Source organism: Rhodanobacter glycinis (assembly GCF_900114325.1).
Taxonomy (GTDB): domain Bacteria; phylum Pseudomonadota; class Gammaproteobacteria; order Xanthomonadales; family Rhodanobacteraceae; genus Rhodanobacter_A; species Rhodanobacter_A glycinis.
On the sequence record NZ_FOSR01000001.1, the window covers coordinates 20819 to 34762 of the forward strand.

The window sequence follows — 13944 nt, forward strand, 5'->3', positions numbered from 1 at the left end:
CAGATGTCGGGGCATCCCCCGGAGGCTGCCCATGATTCCGTTTTCCATCCTCGACCTTGCGCCGGTTGCCGAAGGCGCCGACGTCACCCGTTCATTCCGCAACACGCTGGAGCTGGCGCAACTGGGCGACCGGCTCGGTTACACGCGCTACTGGCTGGCCGAACACCACAACATGCCCGGTATCGCCAGCGCCGCCACGGCAGTGCTGATCGGCCATGTCGCGGGCGGCACGTCGCGCATTCGTGTCGGCGCGGGCGGCATCATGCTGCCGAATCATGCGCCGCTGCAGGTGGCCGAGCAGTTCGGCACGCTGGCTTCGCTGTATCCCGGGCGCATCGACCTGGGTCTGGGTCGCGCGCCCGGTACCGATCAGCCGACGATGCGTGCATTGCGCCGCTATGCGGATGCCGCCGACAGCTTCCCCGACGACGTGCTGGAATTGCTGCACTACTTCGAACCGGCCCAACCCGGCCAGGCCGTGCGTGCGGTGCCGGGGGCGGGCGTGGACGTGCCGGTGTGGCTGCTCGGTTCCAGCCTGTTCGGTGCGCGGCTGGCGGCCAGGCTGGGCCTGCCGTATGCGTTCGCCTCGCACTTCGCGCCGGATGCGATGGATGCGGCGCTGGAGGTCTATCGCCGCGAGTTCCAACCGTCCGCGCGCTTGTCGCAGCCGTACGCGATACTCGGCATCAACGTGGTCGTGGCCGACAGCGACACCGAGGCGCGGCGCTTGTTCACCAGCCAGCAGCAGGCTTTCATCAACCTGCGCCGGGGCATGCCGGGCTTGCTGCCGCCGCCGATCGACGACATCGCCAATCATGGCGCGCCGCACGAGCGGCACAACGTGGACCATGCGCTGGCTTGCGCCGTGGTCGGCGCCCCGGACACCGTCGAGCAGGGCTTGGCTGCTTTCATCGCGCGGCACCGGCCCGACGAGCTGATCATCACCGCCAACGTGTTCGAGCACGCGGCACGGTTGCGCTCGTTCGAACGGATTGCCGCCGTGCGCGACCGCCTGGCGGCGGCCAGTCAGTCATAATGGCAGGTCATCCTCCAGCTTTTGAGCCCATTTCCGCATGAAAACCCCCGCCGGCCTGCAGGCGCTGATTGACGACGGTGTGATCGACGAGGTTCTGCGCCCGCTGAAAAGCGGCAAGGAAGCGTCGGTCTATGTCGTGCGCTCAGGCGACGACGTGCGTTGCGCCAAGGTCTACAAGGACATGGCCCAGCGCAGTTTCCAGCAGCGCGTGCAGTACCAGGAAGGCCGCAAGGTGCGCGGCAGCCGCCAGGCGCGTGCGATGGGCAAGGCCAGCAAGTTTGGTCGCAAGGAGGCCGAGGCCGCCTGGAAAAGTGCCGAGGTGGATGCGCTCTACCAGCTGGTGGGCGCGGGCGTGCGCGTGCCGCAGCCATACGGTTATTTCGGTGGCGTGCTGGTGATGGAATTGGTCACCGATGCCGACGGTTTTTCCGCGCCGCGGCTGGGTGAGGTGGAGCTGTCGGCGCAAACGGCACGCGATTACCACCGCTTCCTGGTGCGCCAGATCGCATGCATGTTGTGCGAGGGGCTGATCCACGGCGACCTGTCCGAATACAACGTGCTGGTGGCCGCCGATGGTCCGGTGATCATCGACCTGCCGCAGGTGGTCAGCGCGGCGGGCAATAATGCCGCGCGCACCATGTTGCGGCGGGACGTGGGCAACATCACGATCAGCCTGTCGCGCTTCGCGCCGGAACTGCTCGATACCCATTACGCCGAGGAAATGTGGGCGTTGTTCGAGCAGGGCGAACTGCGGCCGGACAGCGAGCTGACCGGCCACTTCACGTTCGAGGACGGCGCGGTGGACGTCGACAGCGTGATGCAGTCGATCATCGACGCGCGCGAGGAAGCCATCATCCGCCAGCAGGGACGCGAGGCGGCGCAGGCGGAAGACTGAGGCGGGAGCTGGCCGCGGCGCGAGGGCGCCGAATCAGCTCTTGGCGGCCTTCTTGGCGACCTTTTCGGCTTTCTTTTCCTTGGGCGTCTTCAGGGCCTTCTTCTTGTCGCCCTTTTTCTGGACCATGCCTTTCATGGGGTGCTCCTGCGAGCGTGGATTCGCCGCATCGACATGGTGACAGCTTTGGGCTGTGCCGGGCGGCTTTATTTCGGCGTCACGCCCAGCAAGTCCACCTCGAACACCAGCGAGGCATTCGGCGGAATCACGCCGCCGGCACCGCGCGCGCCGTAACCCAGCGCCGCCGGGATCAGCAGCAGGCGCTTGCCGCCTACGTGCATGCCGGCCACGCCTTCGTCCCAGCCCTTGATGACCATGCCCTGGCCCAGCGTGAAGGAGAACGGCTGGCCGTGGTCGAGCGAACTGTCGAACTTCTTGCCGCGCTTGTCCTTGGCGTGTTCGTCGTAAAGCCAGCCGGTGTAGTTCACCTCGACGGTCATGCCGGGTTTGGCCTCGGGACCGGTGCCGATCTTCAGGTCGGTCTTGGTCAGCGTGGCGACGCTGCCGCCCTGGTAGGGCTGCGGCGCCGAGCGGTTGCAGGCGGCGAGGACGAACAGAGTGGACAGAACGAGCAGGGGAAGTAGCCAGCGCATGGATAGCCTCGTTGGATCGATGGGTCAGTGGTCAGGCGACGGCGTAGTCGCCCATGCGGATGTCGGGACGGATGGCCAGCGTGGCGTCTCCGGCGATCAGTTGCAATTCGCCGTCCTGGATCAGGCATTGCAGGCGCATGGTGCGCGCGCACAACGCGACGAGCTTCTGCATGTCGGCATCGTCGATGGCGAGCACGCTGAGGTTGTCGTGGCGGGTGAGCGTGTTGGCGATCTTGCTCCACCACACGTCGGTGGCATGGCCACCATAGGCCAGCACCACCACTTGCCGCGACTGGTTGCAGGCCTTGCGCAGGCGTGTTTCATCGGGCAGGCCGACGTCGATCCACAACTCGATCTCGTCGGTATAGGCCTTGCGCCACAACGCCGGTTCGTCGGTGTCGCTGAGACCCTTGCCGAACTCCAGCCGCTCGTCGGCGTACAGCGCGAAGGCCAGCAGGCGCGTCATCAGGCGCTCCTCGGTTTCCGACGGATGCCGCGCCAGGGTCAGTGCATGGGTGGCGTAATAGTGCCGGTCCATGTCGCTGATCGACAGTTCGGCCTTGTAGATGGTGGCGCTGAGAGCCATGGAGGTGCCTGGGAAAAATAACTCCCCATTCTACTCCCTGGCCGGGCTCAAGCCCGCGGGGGCCATGTGGCGCCTAGGAGCGTGGGCGGCAGAAATCTTCCGGGCTGCAAAAGTGTCTGCGTGGTCCATATTTCCGTCGCTTCTTGGCCCATAGAACCACTATGGGCCGGCAAATCGTCGAAAATCTGTCCTCACGCAGCCACTTTTTCGCCTCGAAAGTTTCTACCGCCCACGCTCCTTGTTCATGGCTTGGGCAGCACGTCCATCAGCGGCTTGATCAAATCCAGCGGCAGCGGGAACACAATGGTCGAGGATTTGCCGTTGCTGGACATGTCGGCCAGCGTCTGCAGGTAGCGCAACTGCAACGCCTGGGGCTGCTGCGACAGCATGGCGGCGGCATCGCGCAGCTTTTCCGCGGCCTGCATTTCACCCTCGGCGTGGATGACCTTGGCGCGGCGTTCGCGCTCGGCCTCGGCCTGGCGGGCGATCGCACGGATCATGGTCTCGTTGAGGTCCACGTCCTTGATCTCGACATTGGTGACCTTGATGCCCCAGGGATCGGTGGCCTCGTCCAGAATCGTCTGCAAGGTGTGGTTGATCGAGTCGCGCTGCGCCAGGATCTCGTCCAGTTCGTGCTGGCCCAGCACCGAGCGCAATCGTGTCTGCGCGAGCTGGCTGGTGGCCTGCAGGAAATTCTCGACCTGCAGCACCGACTTGTCCGGATCCACCACGTGGAAATACACCACCGCGTTGACCCGCACCGAGACGTTGTCGCGCGAGATCACGTCCTGCGGCGGCACGTCCATCACGGTCACGCGCAGATCCACCCGGATCATGTGCTGCACGATCGGCACCAGCAGCACCAGTCCCGGTCCCTTGGTGCCGGTGTAGCGGCCCAGCGTCAGCACCACGCCACGCTGGTACTCCGGCAATACCTTGATGGACAGGAACAACAGCGCGATCACGATGATCACGATGACTCCAGAAAAACCGACCATGAATCTTCTCCCTGGCTTGAGTTACGCCGGTGTCACCTGCAACAGCAGGTTGTGACGGCTGACCACGCGCACGCGCGCACCGGCGGGAAGCGCCGCCTCGCATTGCACCCGCCAGCGTTCGCCGGCAATGAGTACCCAGCTTTCACCGCCTGCCGATACCGGCTGCAGCAGTTCACCGGTGGCTTGCAGCATGGCATCGATGCCGCTGGATGGGCGGACGCGTCGCGCCCGCATCACCAGCCGCAGCAGCAGCGCCAGCAACACGACGGCGCAGAATGCGATGCCGGCGATCACGCCGAGATTCACGCCATAGCCCGGTACGCCGCTGCGGAACAGCATGACCGACCCCAGCACGAACGCGATGACGCCGCCGATGCCGAGTACGCCCGCCGTCGGCACGAAGACCTCGGCCAGCAGCAAGGCGATGCCGAGGGTCATCAGCGCGAGCCCGGCGTAGTTCACCGGCAACAATTGCAGTGCGTACAAACCGATGAGCAGGCAGATGCCACCCGCGATACCCGGCAGCAACGTGCCGGGGTGGAAGGCTTCCAGGATCAGCCCGTAGATGCCGGCCAGCAGCAGGACGTAGGCAATGGTGGGATTGGTGATGATGGCAAGGAAGCGGGCGCGCCCGTCGGGTGGGTAATCGCGCAGTGCCAAGTCGTGCAGCTTCAGCGTCACGAGCTGGTCGCCGACCTGCACGCGGCGCCCGTTCGCCTGGGCCAGCAGCGACGGGATGTCGGCAGCGACGAAATCGATCACGTGCTGGTGGGCGGCCTCACTGGCGGTCAAGGTGGCCGCGCCGCGCACGGCCTGTTCGGCCCACGTGGCATTGCGTCCGCGCAACTGCGCCAGCGAGCGGATATAGGCAATCGCGTCGTTGAGCACTTTGTCGGATTCGGCGTCGCGCGGTTGCTGTGCTGGTTTGACGGCTGCGGGCCCGGTAGTCGATGCGCCGGCCGGGGTCGATGCGGCCCTGGCCGGAAGCGCGGGCATGCGCGTGCCGCCGCCGAGGCTGACCGGCGTGGCGGCGCCGAGGTGCGTGGCCGGGGCCATCGCCGCGATGGGGCAGGCGTACAGAATGTAGGTGCCGGCCGAGGCGGCGCGGGCACCGGGCGGGGCGACATAGCAGAGAATCGGCACTCGCGCGGCCAGGATGCCGGCAATGATCTGCCGCATCGATGCCGACAGGCCGCCGGGCGTGTCCATCTGCAGCACGATGGCACTGGCACCATCCGTCGTGGCGCGCTGGATCGTGCCATCCACGTATTCCGTGGCGGCCGGTCCGATCGGACCGCGAAGATCGATCCGCGCGGCAAAGGCCGGGGCCGGTTGCGCAAGTGTCGGGGTATCGGCGGCGAAAGCCGTCAACGCCAGCAGCAGGCAAGCCATGGCACTGCAAGAAGTCCATGATCCTCGTGACATCGCGCATGCCTCCCTTACGACAGCACCCGCGCAGTATGCACCGGGGCGTGTTGCGTGGATGTCTAGCAGGTTCTCGGACGCCACCGTCTTTCCGGCCGGGAAGTCATGCAACGCTGGCCATGGGCGTGTGCGGCTAGAATTCGAAGCTTGTGCAGCCGAGGGTTGTCGTGCCGGATATCGCCGCCAGTACCGTTCACTTGCCTCCCGGTACGTGGGAGAGCGTGCTCGATTGCCTGTGCGCGCATTTCGCGACGGTCGGCCGCGTGCAATGGCTGGACCGCATGGCGCGCGGATGCGTGCTGGACGATGCGGGCCAGCCGATCACGCCTGCCACGCCGTATCGCGCCGGCCTGTGCATTCGCTATTGGCGCGAGGTAGCGGACGAAGAGCCGATCCCGTTCGCGGAAACCATCCTGTATCTCGACCAGCACCTGCTGGTAGCCGACAAGCCGCATTTCCTGCCGGTGACTCCGGCGGGGCGTTTCGTGGAGGAGACCTTGCTGGCGCGATTGGTGAAGTGCACCGGCAACGCGGACCTGGTGCCATTGCATCGCATCGATCGGCTTACTGCGGGGCTGGTGCTGTTTTCCACGCGTCCGGATAGCCGGGCGGCGTACCAGGCGCTGTTCCGCGAGCGGGCGATCGAAAAGCGCTACGAGGCGCTGGCACCCCCGTTGCCCGGGCAGGCGTTTCCGCTGGTTCGGCGCTCGTGCATCGTCGCGGGCGAGCCGTTCTTTCGCATGCGCGAGAGCGATGGCCCGGCCAACAGCGAGACGCGCATCGAGGTGCTGGCGCGGGGTGAGGGCGACTGGCGTTACGCGCTGTATCCGCACAGCGGTCGCAAGCACCAGCTACGGGTGCAGATGGCGGCGCTGGGGGCGCCGATCCGGCACGATCCGCTGTATCCGGTCTTGCGGGAGGAAGCGCCCGACGATCATGCGCGCCCGTTGCAATTGCTGGCGCAGGCGCTGGCATTCGACGATCCGCTGACAGGCGGCCAGCGGCGCTTCGAGAGCGCGCAGGCGCTGGGATCACCACCGACACCCCATTCCACGGTATCTTGACGCCCGAATCTGCCAGGGAGCTTCGTCCGTGAACACACCTCTCCAACCCGGCGCGGAATCGCGCTCCGAGCTGACCATCCGTGGGCTGGTCATCGGCATCGTGATCACCGTGGTGTTCACCGCGGCCAACGTGTTCTTCGGCCTCAAGGCCGGCCTCACCTTCGCCACCTCGATCCCGGCGGCGGTGATCTCGATGGCGATCCTGCGGTCGATGAAGAACTCCACCATGCAGGAGAACAACATCGTGCAGACGGTGGCCTCGGCCGCCGGCACGTTGTCGTCGATCATCTTCGTGCTGCCGGGCCTGATCATCATCGGCTGGTGGAACGGCTTCCCGTTCTGGATCTCGTTCGGCATCTGCGCCACCGGCGGCATCCTGGGTGTGATGTACACGATTCCGCTGCGTCGTGCGCTGGTCACCGATTCGGACCTGCCGTATCCCGAAGGTGTGGCCTGCGCGGAGGTGCTGAAAGTCGGTTCGAGCAGTTCGCAGGAGGCCGCCGAATCGGTGGAGTCCGGCGGTTCCGGGCTGAAGGCGGTGATCGCCGGCGCGGTGGTTTCGGCGGTGTTCTACGTGATCGTGCAGACCCGGGTGTTCGCCACGGCGGTGTCGGACTATTTCCATGTGGGCAGCGACAAGAGCGCAGCCACCGGTTTTGATTTCAGCCTTTCGTTCGCGCTGTTCGCCGTAGGCCATCTGGTTGGCCTGTGGGTGGGCGTGGCTATGCTGGTGGGGGCGTTGATCGGCTGGGGCTGGGCGGTGCCGCACTTTCTGCTGCTGCATCCGGCCAGCGGGCTGGCCTCGGAAGTGGCGCAGGGCGCGTGGAGCCACTACGTGCGCTTCGTCGGCGCCGGCACCATCGGCGTGGCGGCCATCTGGACGCTGGCCAAGCTGGTGAAGCCGGTGATCAGCGGCCTCACCGGCGCGATGCGCGCCTCGCGTGCGCGCAAGAGCGGCCAGTTGCATACCTTGCCGCGTACCGAACATGACATGCCGATTGGCATGGTCGGCCTGATCACCCTGTTGTGCCTGATTCCGGTGGGCTGGCTGCTCGGGCATTTCAGCAACGTCAGCGGGCTGGGTTCGCACACGGCGTTGCTGGTCACCGGCGGCATCATCTTCGTGGTGATCCTCAGCTTCCTGGTTTCGGCCGTGTGCGGCTACATGGCCGGCCTGATCGGTTCGTCCAACAGTCCGCTGTCGGGCGTGGGCATTCTGGTCGTCATCATCGCCGCACTGTTGCTGGTGCTGGGGGTGAAGTCGCTGATGCCGGCCGATGCGGGCAAGGCGCTGGTGGCGTTCGCGCTGTTCATCACCTCGATCGTGTTCGCAGTCGCCTCGATCGCCAACAACAACCTGCAGGACCTCAAGACCGGCCAGCTGGTCGACGCCACGCCGTCACTGCAGCAGTGGGCGCTGGTGATCGGCGTGATCGCCGGTGCGATCGTGATTCCGCCGGTGCTCGACCTGCTGAACCAGGCCTATGGCTTCCTCGGTGCGCCAGGCGTGGATCCGGCACGTGCCTTGCCGGCACCGCAGGCCGGCCTGATTTCGGCGCTGGCGCAGGGCGTGATCACCGGCAACATCGACTGGAGCCTGATCGGCATCGGCGCCGCCATCGGGGTGGCGATCATCGTGGTGGACGAACTGCTTGGCCTGGCCGGCAAGACGGTGCGACTGCCGCCGCTGGCCGTGGGCTTGGGCATCTACCTGCCAACCTCGACCACGCTGATGGTGGTGGTCGGTGCGCTGGTCGGCGCGTGGTTCGACAAGCGTGCCGAGCGTGGCCCGAATCCCGAGCCGACCAAACAACTCGGCGTGCTGCTGGCTTCGGGCCTGATCGTGGGCGAGAGCCTGCTCGGCGTGATCGTGGCGGCGCTGGTGGCGTTCTCCGACAAGCTCGGCTTCAGCAACCACGACGCGCCGCTGGCGCTGGTCGGCGAAAGCTTCCACACCGCGGGGATCTGGATCGGCGGCATCGCGTTCGTGGCTACCGTGGTGATCCTGTATCGCTGGATCGCCCGGATGGGGCGTGGCGCGGCATAATCGCCGCCATCGAATTGCCGAGATAAAGCCATGGCCACGCCAGGCAAGCTGGACAACGACCGCCTCGACCGCATCGTGGCCGAGGCGCGTCGCGCCGCCGAACAGCGTGAGCTGGGCTATCGCGAGCGCGCGCTGAAGATGTACCCGTGGATATGCGGCCGCTGTGCGCGGGAGTTCACCCGCGCGAACGTGCAGGAATTGACCGTGCACCACCGCAACCATAACCACGATGACAACCCGGCTGATGGCAGCAACTGGGAACTGCTGTGCGTGTACTGCCATGACAACGAGCATTCGCGCTACATCGACCACGTGCGTGGTGCCGGTTACGAGGACGCGACGCCCGCGCCCGCCACCGGCAATCCGTTCGCGGACCTGAAGGCGATGCTGGACGCCAAGGGCAAGCGCTGAACGCCAGGAGCGTGGGCACGTACAATAACGGCCCGTTTTCCATTCGAACCTCGCCGTGATCCCTGCCGGTTTTTCCGCGCCCGCGCCCGATGTGGCCCTGGATGCCTTGTTCGTGCCCTTCGCCTCCGGCGAGCTGCGCTGGCCAGAGGATGGTCGCGTGCTCTTCCTGCGTGCGCGCGACGGCTTTCGCTTGCGCGAGCTGGCGCGGCCGGGTTGGCTGTGCGTGCAGGGTTTCAAGCCATTTGCCGAGGCCTTGCAACGCAGTGGCTTGAACGTGGGCGAGGTGGCTACCGATGAACGCTTTCCGCTGGTGCTGGTGCTGCCGCCGCGCCAGCGCGACGAGATGCGTGCACTGTTCGCGCAAGCGCTGCAGCATGTAGCGCCGGGCGGTGTGGTGCTGGCCTGCGTACCGAACGCCGAGGGAGCGAAATCGGCCGAGGGCGACCTGATGCGACTGGCCGGGCCGCTGCGCAGCGTATCCAAGCACAAGTGCCGGGTGTTCTGGACGAAGCCGGGCGCACCGGTCGACGTGGCCGTGCGGGACGAATGGCTGGCACTGGACGCGCCGCGCGAGATTGCGCCCGGGCTGGTCAGCAGGCCGGGCCTGTTCGCATGGAATCGCATCGATGCCGCGTCCGCCCTGCTGGCCGAACACCTGCCGGATGACTTGCACGGTCGCGTCGCCGATCTCGGTGCCGGTTACGGTTACCTGTCCACGCAAGTGGTGGCGCGTTGCCCCCGGGTGACGGCGCTTGACCTGTACGAGGCCGAGGCACGGGCGCTGGAACCGGCGCGGATGAACTTGGCGAAGGCGGTTGCCGATTGCGGCCGCGAGATCGCCGTGGCAACGCACTGGCACGATGTCACGCGTGGCCTGCCACAGCGCTACGACGCCATTGTCAGCAACCCGCCATTCCACCAGGGGCGCGCGGATTTGCCCGATCTTGGCCGCGCTTTCATCGGCGCGGCGGCGGATGCCTTGCTGCCGCACGGCCGGCTGTGGCTGGTGGCGAACCGGCACCTGCCGTACGAAGCGACGCTGGCCGAACGCTTCGGCATCGTGCGTGCAGTGACGGTGCAGGCGGGATTCAAGATCATCGAAGCGAGTGGAGTGCGTACATGAAGCTGGTCAGACTGCTCGCCAATCTCGGCTATGGCAGCCGCAGGGACGTGGCCTGGATGTTTCGCGAAGGTCGCGTCACCGATGTCGACGGCGAGGTGCTGTATGCCGACGACAAACTGCCGCACGAGCGCATCCTCGTCGACGGCGAGCCACTGGACCCGCCGACGGGACTGGTGCTGATGATGCACAAGCCGCTGGGCGTGACCTGTTCGCGCAAGGACCAGGGGCGCGTGGTCTACGACTTGTTGCCGCTACGCTATCGCCAGCGTGATCCGGCCTTGTCCACGGTGGGCCGGCTGGACCGCGACACCTCGGGCCTGTTGCTGTTCACCGACGATGGCGCGTTGTTGCACCGGATCATTTCGCCGAAGGCGCAGGTCAGCAAGGTCTACGAGGCAACGCTGGCCGAGGACTTGCGCGGCGACGAGGGTGAGCTGTTCGCCAGCGGCACGCTGATGCTGGAGTCGGAAACCACGCCGCTGGCACCGGCCCGCCTGGAGGTGCTGGCGCCGCGACAGGTGCGTCTCAGCGTCACCGAAGGTCGTTATCACCAGGTGCGGCGCATGTTCGCCGCCACCGGCAACCGGGTGGAAACCTTGTGCCGCGTATCGGTGGGTGGTCTGGCCATGGACGACATGCCTGCCGGCATGTGGCGGGCGCTGGTACCAACCGAGATTGAGCGGATCTTTGCCGCTGCGTCAGCCGGAAGCTGAGCGCACGCCCCGGAGCGACTCCTGGTCGGGTCGAAGCAGGCGACTTCGGGCCAGCTCATCCTCGCGACGCGAATGCGCGCCAGAGGACCAGGAAACCAGCTGGAAGTCGTGCCTGGGCGGCCGGACTGATGTGTGTACCAAGGCTTTCCGGGCCGTGAAGAAGGAGAGCATCCCTGCCACCATGTGCATCCCCCGCGCGAGCGGAGAACGGGCATGAAGCGTATGCATGTGAGTTGCTCCGGGCAGCCCCTGTGCCGCCGTGGCTGGACTGTAGCAAATCACCCCGGGGTGTGATCAAGTAATCATTTTTCCTAGTTGACTTTGCCTTGAAAAAAGAGTGGCAAGAATGACTACGAGGTCAGCATGATCGGCGTGGGAACCTGGCGCCATTTGCGCCGCTCGTCGCGGCAACTGGGGCTGCCCATGGCGTATTTGCGACAAATGGCCGGTCGCTCGTCGTAGATGGTGCAGCGGAACGTGTTCGGGTCCAGTGCGGCGCACCAGCCATCGTCGCCCTTGGCCAGTGTTTCCAGGCCGCGAATGTCATGCTCGACCAGCCAGTCGGGGACATGGTCTTCCGGCATCAGCACCACGGTGAGGCGGCAGCAGACGGCTTCGCAATTCGAGCATTGCACGCCGGGATCGATGCTTTCGGCGTAAGGGTCGGGGGAGATGTCCACGCGACAGCATGACAGCTATCGTCGTGCGAACCCTGAACCACGCGGGCCGCGGTTCACTTCGGGGCATCGCTCCAGAGTTTTTCCCAGCCTTCGCGACCGAGCTTGCGCAAGGTATCGATGTTGTGTCGATAGATCGCATCGGGGTCGCTCATCGCGTCCACGGCACGTTCCACGCTGGCTTCGCGCAGCAGGTGCAGGGTGGGATAAGGGGCGCGATTGCTGAAGTTCTCGATGTCGTCCGGCGCGCTGTCGGCAAACTGGTAGTCCGGATGGAAGCTGGCCACCTGCAGCACGCCTTCCAGCGACAAGGTCTGCACGGCGGCATCGGCCACGTCGAGGAAGTCGTTGTACTCGAAGAAATCGCCGAATACGTGCGGATGGACCAGCAAGGTGGTTTCGCAGTCGTTGGGGTCGGCCGCGGCCAGGCTTTGCAGTTCGCCGCACAGGTCATCGAGCAGGCCGTCGCTGTCGCGCGCATGGCTGACCGCGTAACGGATTTTCTGCTGGGCAAACGGCGCATGCGCGAACGGGCACAGGTTGAGGCCGAGTACCGCGCGTTCCACCCAGCGGCGGGTCGCCTCGATGTAGGGTGCGTCGGCCGGGGTCAGGCCGGCGGTGATGGCGTCGCTGGGGCTGTTCATGGGCATGTGGCCGGGATGGGGGCTGAGACTATAGCGGCAGCTTGCATCCGCTGCGCTTGCATGTGGGGCGGCGTGCCTCAAACTTGCCAGCATGCATACGCTTCGTTTCGACAACGCTTACCTTCGCGAGCTGCCCGGCGATCCGGAAACCGGGCCGCGCCTGCGCCAGGTGGCAGGTGCGCTGTATTCGCGGGTGGAACCGACGCCGGTGGCGGCGCCACGGGTGCTTGCGCATTCGGCGGAAATGGCCTCCGCGCTTGGATTCAGTGAGGCGGATGTCGCCAGCGAGACGTTCGCGCAGGTGTTCGGCGGCAATGCCTTGCTCGACGGCATGCAGCCCTGGGCGGCGAATTACGGCGGCCATCAGTTCGGCGTGTGGGCGGGGCAGCTTGGTGATGGTCGGGCGATCTCGCTGGGCGAAACCATCAGTGCCGCCGGCGAACGTTGGGAGCTGCAGCTCAAGGGCGCCGGCGCCACGCCGTATTCGCGCGGCGCGGACGGCCGCGCGGTGTTGCGCTCGTCGATCCGCGAATTCCTGTGCAGCGAGGCGATGCATCACCTGGGCATTCCCACCACGCGCGCGCTGTGCCTGGTGGGGACCGGTGAACCGGTGTTGCGCGACATGTTCTACGACGGCCACGTACAGGACGAGCCCGGCGCCATCGTCTGTCGCGCCGCGCCGTCGTTCATCCGTTTCGGGCATTTCGAGTTGCCTGCTTCGCGCAACGACGTCCCGTTGCTGCGTTCGCTGGTGGAGTTCACCCTCCGTCGCGATTTTCCGCATCTGACCGGGCAGGGCGAATCGCTGCATGCCGACTGGTTCGGCGAGGTCTGCGCGCGCACCGCGCAACTGGTGGCGCAATGGATGCGCGTGGGCTTCGTGCATGGCGTGATGAACACCGACAACATGTCGATCACCGGTCTCACGCTCGACTACGGCCCCTACGGCTGGGTCGACAACTTCGACCCGGACTGGACGCCGAACACCACCGATGCGCAGCGTCGTCGCTACCGCTACGGCCAGCAGCCGGATGTGGCGTGGTGGAACCTGTCACGCCTCGCCGGTGCGTTGGCGCCGCTGTTTGGCGATATCGCACCGTTGCAGGCGGGGCTGGATCGCTATGCCGCGGTCTATGCCGAGGCGGACCGCGCCAACATGGCTGACAAGCTGGGTCTGGCCGAATGCCGCGAGGATGACGTGGCCCTGATGCAGTCGCTGCATGGTTTGCTGCAACAGGCCGAGGTGGACATGACGCTATGGTTCCGCGCGTTGGGCGATCTCGACGCGAATGCGCCGATGCTGACATCTGCGCTGCGCGACGCGTTCTACGACGAGGCGAAATTGCGCGCGAACGAAGCGGCATTCGGTGACTGGCTGCAGCGCTATGCGGCGCGCCTTGCCGACGATCCGCTCACTTCCGGTCAACGACGTAATCGCATGCGTGCCGCCAATCCTCGCTACGTGCTGCGCAACTACCTCGCGCAGCAGGCGATCGATCGCGCCAGCCAGGGCGACCATGCCGGCATCAGCGAATTGCTGGAAGTGATGCGTCATCCGTATGACGACCAGCCAGGGCGCGAAGCCTATGCGCAGAAGCGCCCCGACTGGGCGCGCCACAAACCGGGCTGCTCGATGCTGTCGTGCAGCTCGTAAGGCTTTCCGGAGGGGGGGCCT

Annotated in this window: 14 protein-coding genes; 8 read left to right on the forward strand and 6 right to left on the reverse strand. The window is 66.0% G+C overall.

Annotation, left to right across the window (positions count from 1 at the left end; all coding sequences use genetic code 11):
* Positions 1-31 precede the first annotated feature (31 nt).
* Positions 32-1036, forward strand: a complete 1005-nt coding sequence (locus tag BMY90_RS00125; protein WP_092700253.1) for an LLM class flavin-dependent oxidoreductase — start codon at positions 32-34, stop codon at positions 1034-1036.
* Positions 1037-1073: 37 nt separating this feature from the next.
* Positions 1074-1931 carry a PA4780 family RIO1-like protein kinase gene (locus tag BMY90_RS00130; protein ID WP_008209226.1) on the forward strand — a complete coding sequence of 286 codons (858 nt, stop codon included), beginning with the start codon at positions 1074-1076 and terminating at the stop codon, positions 1929-1931.
* A gap of 203 nt (positions 1932-2134) precedes the next feature.
* On the opposite strand, the gene BMY90_RS00135 is transcribed toward BMY90_RS00130, so the two are convergent.
* The 4 genes from BMY90_RS00135 to BMY90_RS00150 all read right to left on the reverse strand — a co-directional run bounded on the left by BMY90_RS00135 (position 2135) and on the right by BMY90_RS00150 (position 5557).
* On the reverse strand, positions 2135-2581 hold the full coding sequence (locus tag BMY90_RS00135; protein ID WP_008209228.1) for an FKBP-type peptidyl-prolyl cis-trans isomerase: 447 nt from the start codon (positions 2579-2581) through the stop codon (positions 2135-2137).
* Between the two features lie 31 nt (positions 2582-2612).
* Positions 2613-3167, reverse strand: a complete 555-nt coding sequence (locus BMY90_RS00140; RefSeq protein WP_008209230.1) for a YaeQ family protein — start codon at positions 3165-3167, stop codon at positions 2613-2615.
* Positions 3168-3409: 242 nt separating this feature from the next.
* Positions 3410-4165: a slipin family protein gene (locus BMY90_RS00145; protein ID WP_008217119.1), complete on the reverse strand. Its 756-nt coding sequence runs from the start codon at positions 4163-4165 to the stop codon at positions 3410-3412.
* 21 nt (positions 4166-4186) lie between these two features.
* Complete coding sequence (locus BMY90_RS00150) at positions 4187-5557, reverse strand: NfeD family protein (RefSeq protein WP_092700256.1); 1371 nt, start codon at positions 5555-5557, stop codon at positions 4187-4189.
* 254 nt (positions 5558-5811) lie between these two features.
* On the opposite strand from BMY90_RS00150, the gene BMY90_RS00155 reads away from it, so the two are divergent.
* Genes BMY90_RS00155 through BMY90_RS00175 form a run of 5 tightly spaced genes read left to right on the forward strand, consistent with a single transcriptional unit; the run spans position 5812 to position 10948 of the window.
* Positions 5812-6654, forward strand: coding sequence for a pseudouridine synthase (locus tag BMY90_RS00155; RefSeq protein WP_245734809.1), 843 nt, complete (start codon positions 5812-5814; stop codon positions 6652-6654).
* Between the two features lie 28 nt (positions 6655-6682).
* The gene (locus BMY90_RS00160) at positions 6683-8701 is read left to right on the forward strand and encodes an OPT family oligopeptide transporter (protein ID WP_092700261.1); all 2019 of its coding nucleotides are present in this window, start codon (positions 6683-6685) and stop codon (positions 8699-8701) included.
* 30 nt (positions 8702-8731) lie between these two features.
* Positions 8732-9112: a YajD family HNH nuclease gene (locus BMY90_RS00165; RefSeq protein WP_008209670.1), complete on the forward strand. Its 381-nt coding sequence runs from the start codon at positions 8732-8734 to the stop codon at positions 9110-9112.
* 55 nt (positions 9113-9167) lie between these two features.
* On the forward strand, positions 9168-10235 hold the full coding sequence (locus tag BMY90_RS00170; protein WP_092700264.1) for a class I SAM-dependent methyltransferase: 1068 nt from the start codon (positions 9168-9170) through the stop codon (positions 10233-10235).
* Positions 10232-10948 carry a pseudouridine synthase gene (locus BMY90_RS00175; RefSeq protein WP_092700267.1) on the forward strand — a complete coding sequence of 239 codons (717 nt, stop codon included), beginning with the start codon at positions 10232-10234 and terminating at the stop codon, positions 10946-10948. The genes BMY90_RS00170 and BMY90_RS00175 overlap by 4 nt, the downstream gene beginning before the upstream one ends.
* Positions 10949-11298: 350 nt before the next feature.
* Here the strand turns inward: BMY90_RS00175 and BMY90_RS00180 are convergent, their stop codons facing one another.
* Positions 11299-11628 (reverse strand): YkgJ family cysteine cluster protein, encoded by a 330-nt coding sequence (locus tag BMY90_RS00180; RefSeq protein WP_008209663.1) that lies wholly within the window; start codon positions 11626-11628, stop codon positions 11299-11301.
* A gap of 53 nt (positions 11629-11681) precedes the next feature.
* Positions 11682-12269 (reverse strand): DUF1415 domain-containing protein, encoded by a 588-nt coding sequence (locus BMY90_RS00185; RefSeq protein ID WP_092700270.1) that lies wholly within the window; start codon positions 12267-12269, stop codon positions 11682-11684.
* Between the two features lie 91 nt (positions 12270-12360).
* Here BMY90_RS00185 and BMY90_RS00190 point away from each other — a divergent pair, with 91 nt between their 5' ends.
* Positions 12361-13923, forward strand: coding sequence for a protein adenylyltransferase SelO (locus tag BMY90_RS00190; RefSeq protein WP_092700273.1), 1563 nt, complete (start codon positions 12361-12363; stop codon positions 13921-13923).
* Positions 13924-13944 lie beyond the last annotated feature (21 nt).

Bases quoted from the DNA above. Each gene is read 5' to 3' on its own strand.
- BMY90_RS00125 (WP_092700253.1), top strand. From the start codon at position 32: ATGATTCCGTTTTCCATCCTCGACCTTGCGCCGGTTGCCGAAGGCGCC.
- BMY90_RS00130 (WP_008209226.1), top strand. From the start codon at position 1,074: ATGAAAACCCCCGCCGGCCTGCAGGCGCTGATTGACGACGGTGTGATC.
- BMY90_RS00135 (WP_008209228.1), bottom strand. From the start codon at position 2,581: ATGCGCTGGCTACTTCCCCTGCTCGTTCTGTCCACTCTGTTCGTCCTC.
- BMY90_RS00140 (WP_008209230.1), bottom strand. From the start codon at position 3,167: ATGGCTCTCAGCGCCACCATCTACAAGGCCGAACTGTCGATCAGCGAC.
- BMY90_RS00145 (WP_008217119.1), bottom strand. From the start codon at position 4,165: ATGGTCGGTTTTTCTGGAGTCATCGTGATCATCGTGATCGCGCTGTTG.
- BMY90_RS00150 (WP_092700256.1), bottom strand. From the start codon at position 5,557: ATGGCTTGCCTGCTGCTGGCGTTGACGGCTTTCGCCGCCGATACCCCG.
- BMY90_RS00165 (WP_008209670.1), top strand. From the start codon at position 8,732: ATGGCCACGCCAGGCAAGCTGGACAACGACCGCCTCGACCGCATCGTG.
- BMY90_RS00175 (WP_092700267.1), top strand. From the start codon at position 10,232: ATGAAGCTGGTCAGACTGCTCGCCAATCTCGGCTATGGCAGCCGCAGG.
- BMY90_RS00185 (WP_092700270.1), bottom strand. From the start codon at position 12,269: ATGAACAGCCCCAGCGACGCCATCACCGCCGGCCTGACCCCGGCCGAC.
- BMY90_RS00190 (WP_092700273.1), top strand. From the start codon at position 12,361: ATGCATACGCTTCGTTTCGACAACGCTTACCTTCGCGAGCTGCCCGGC.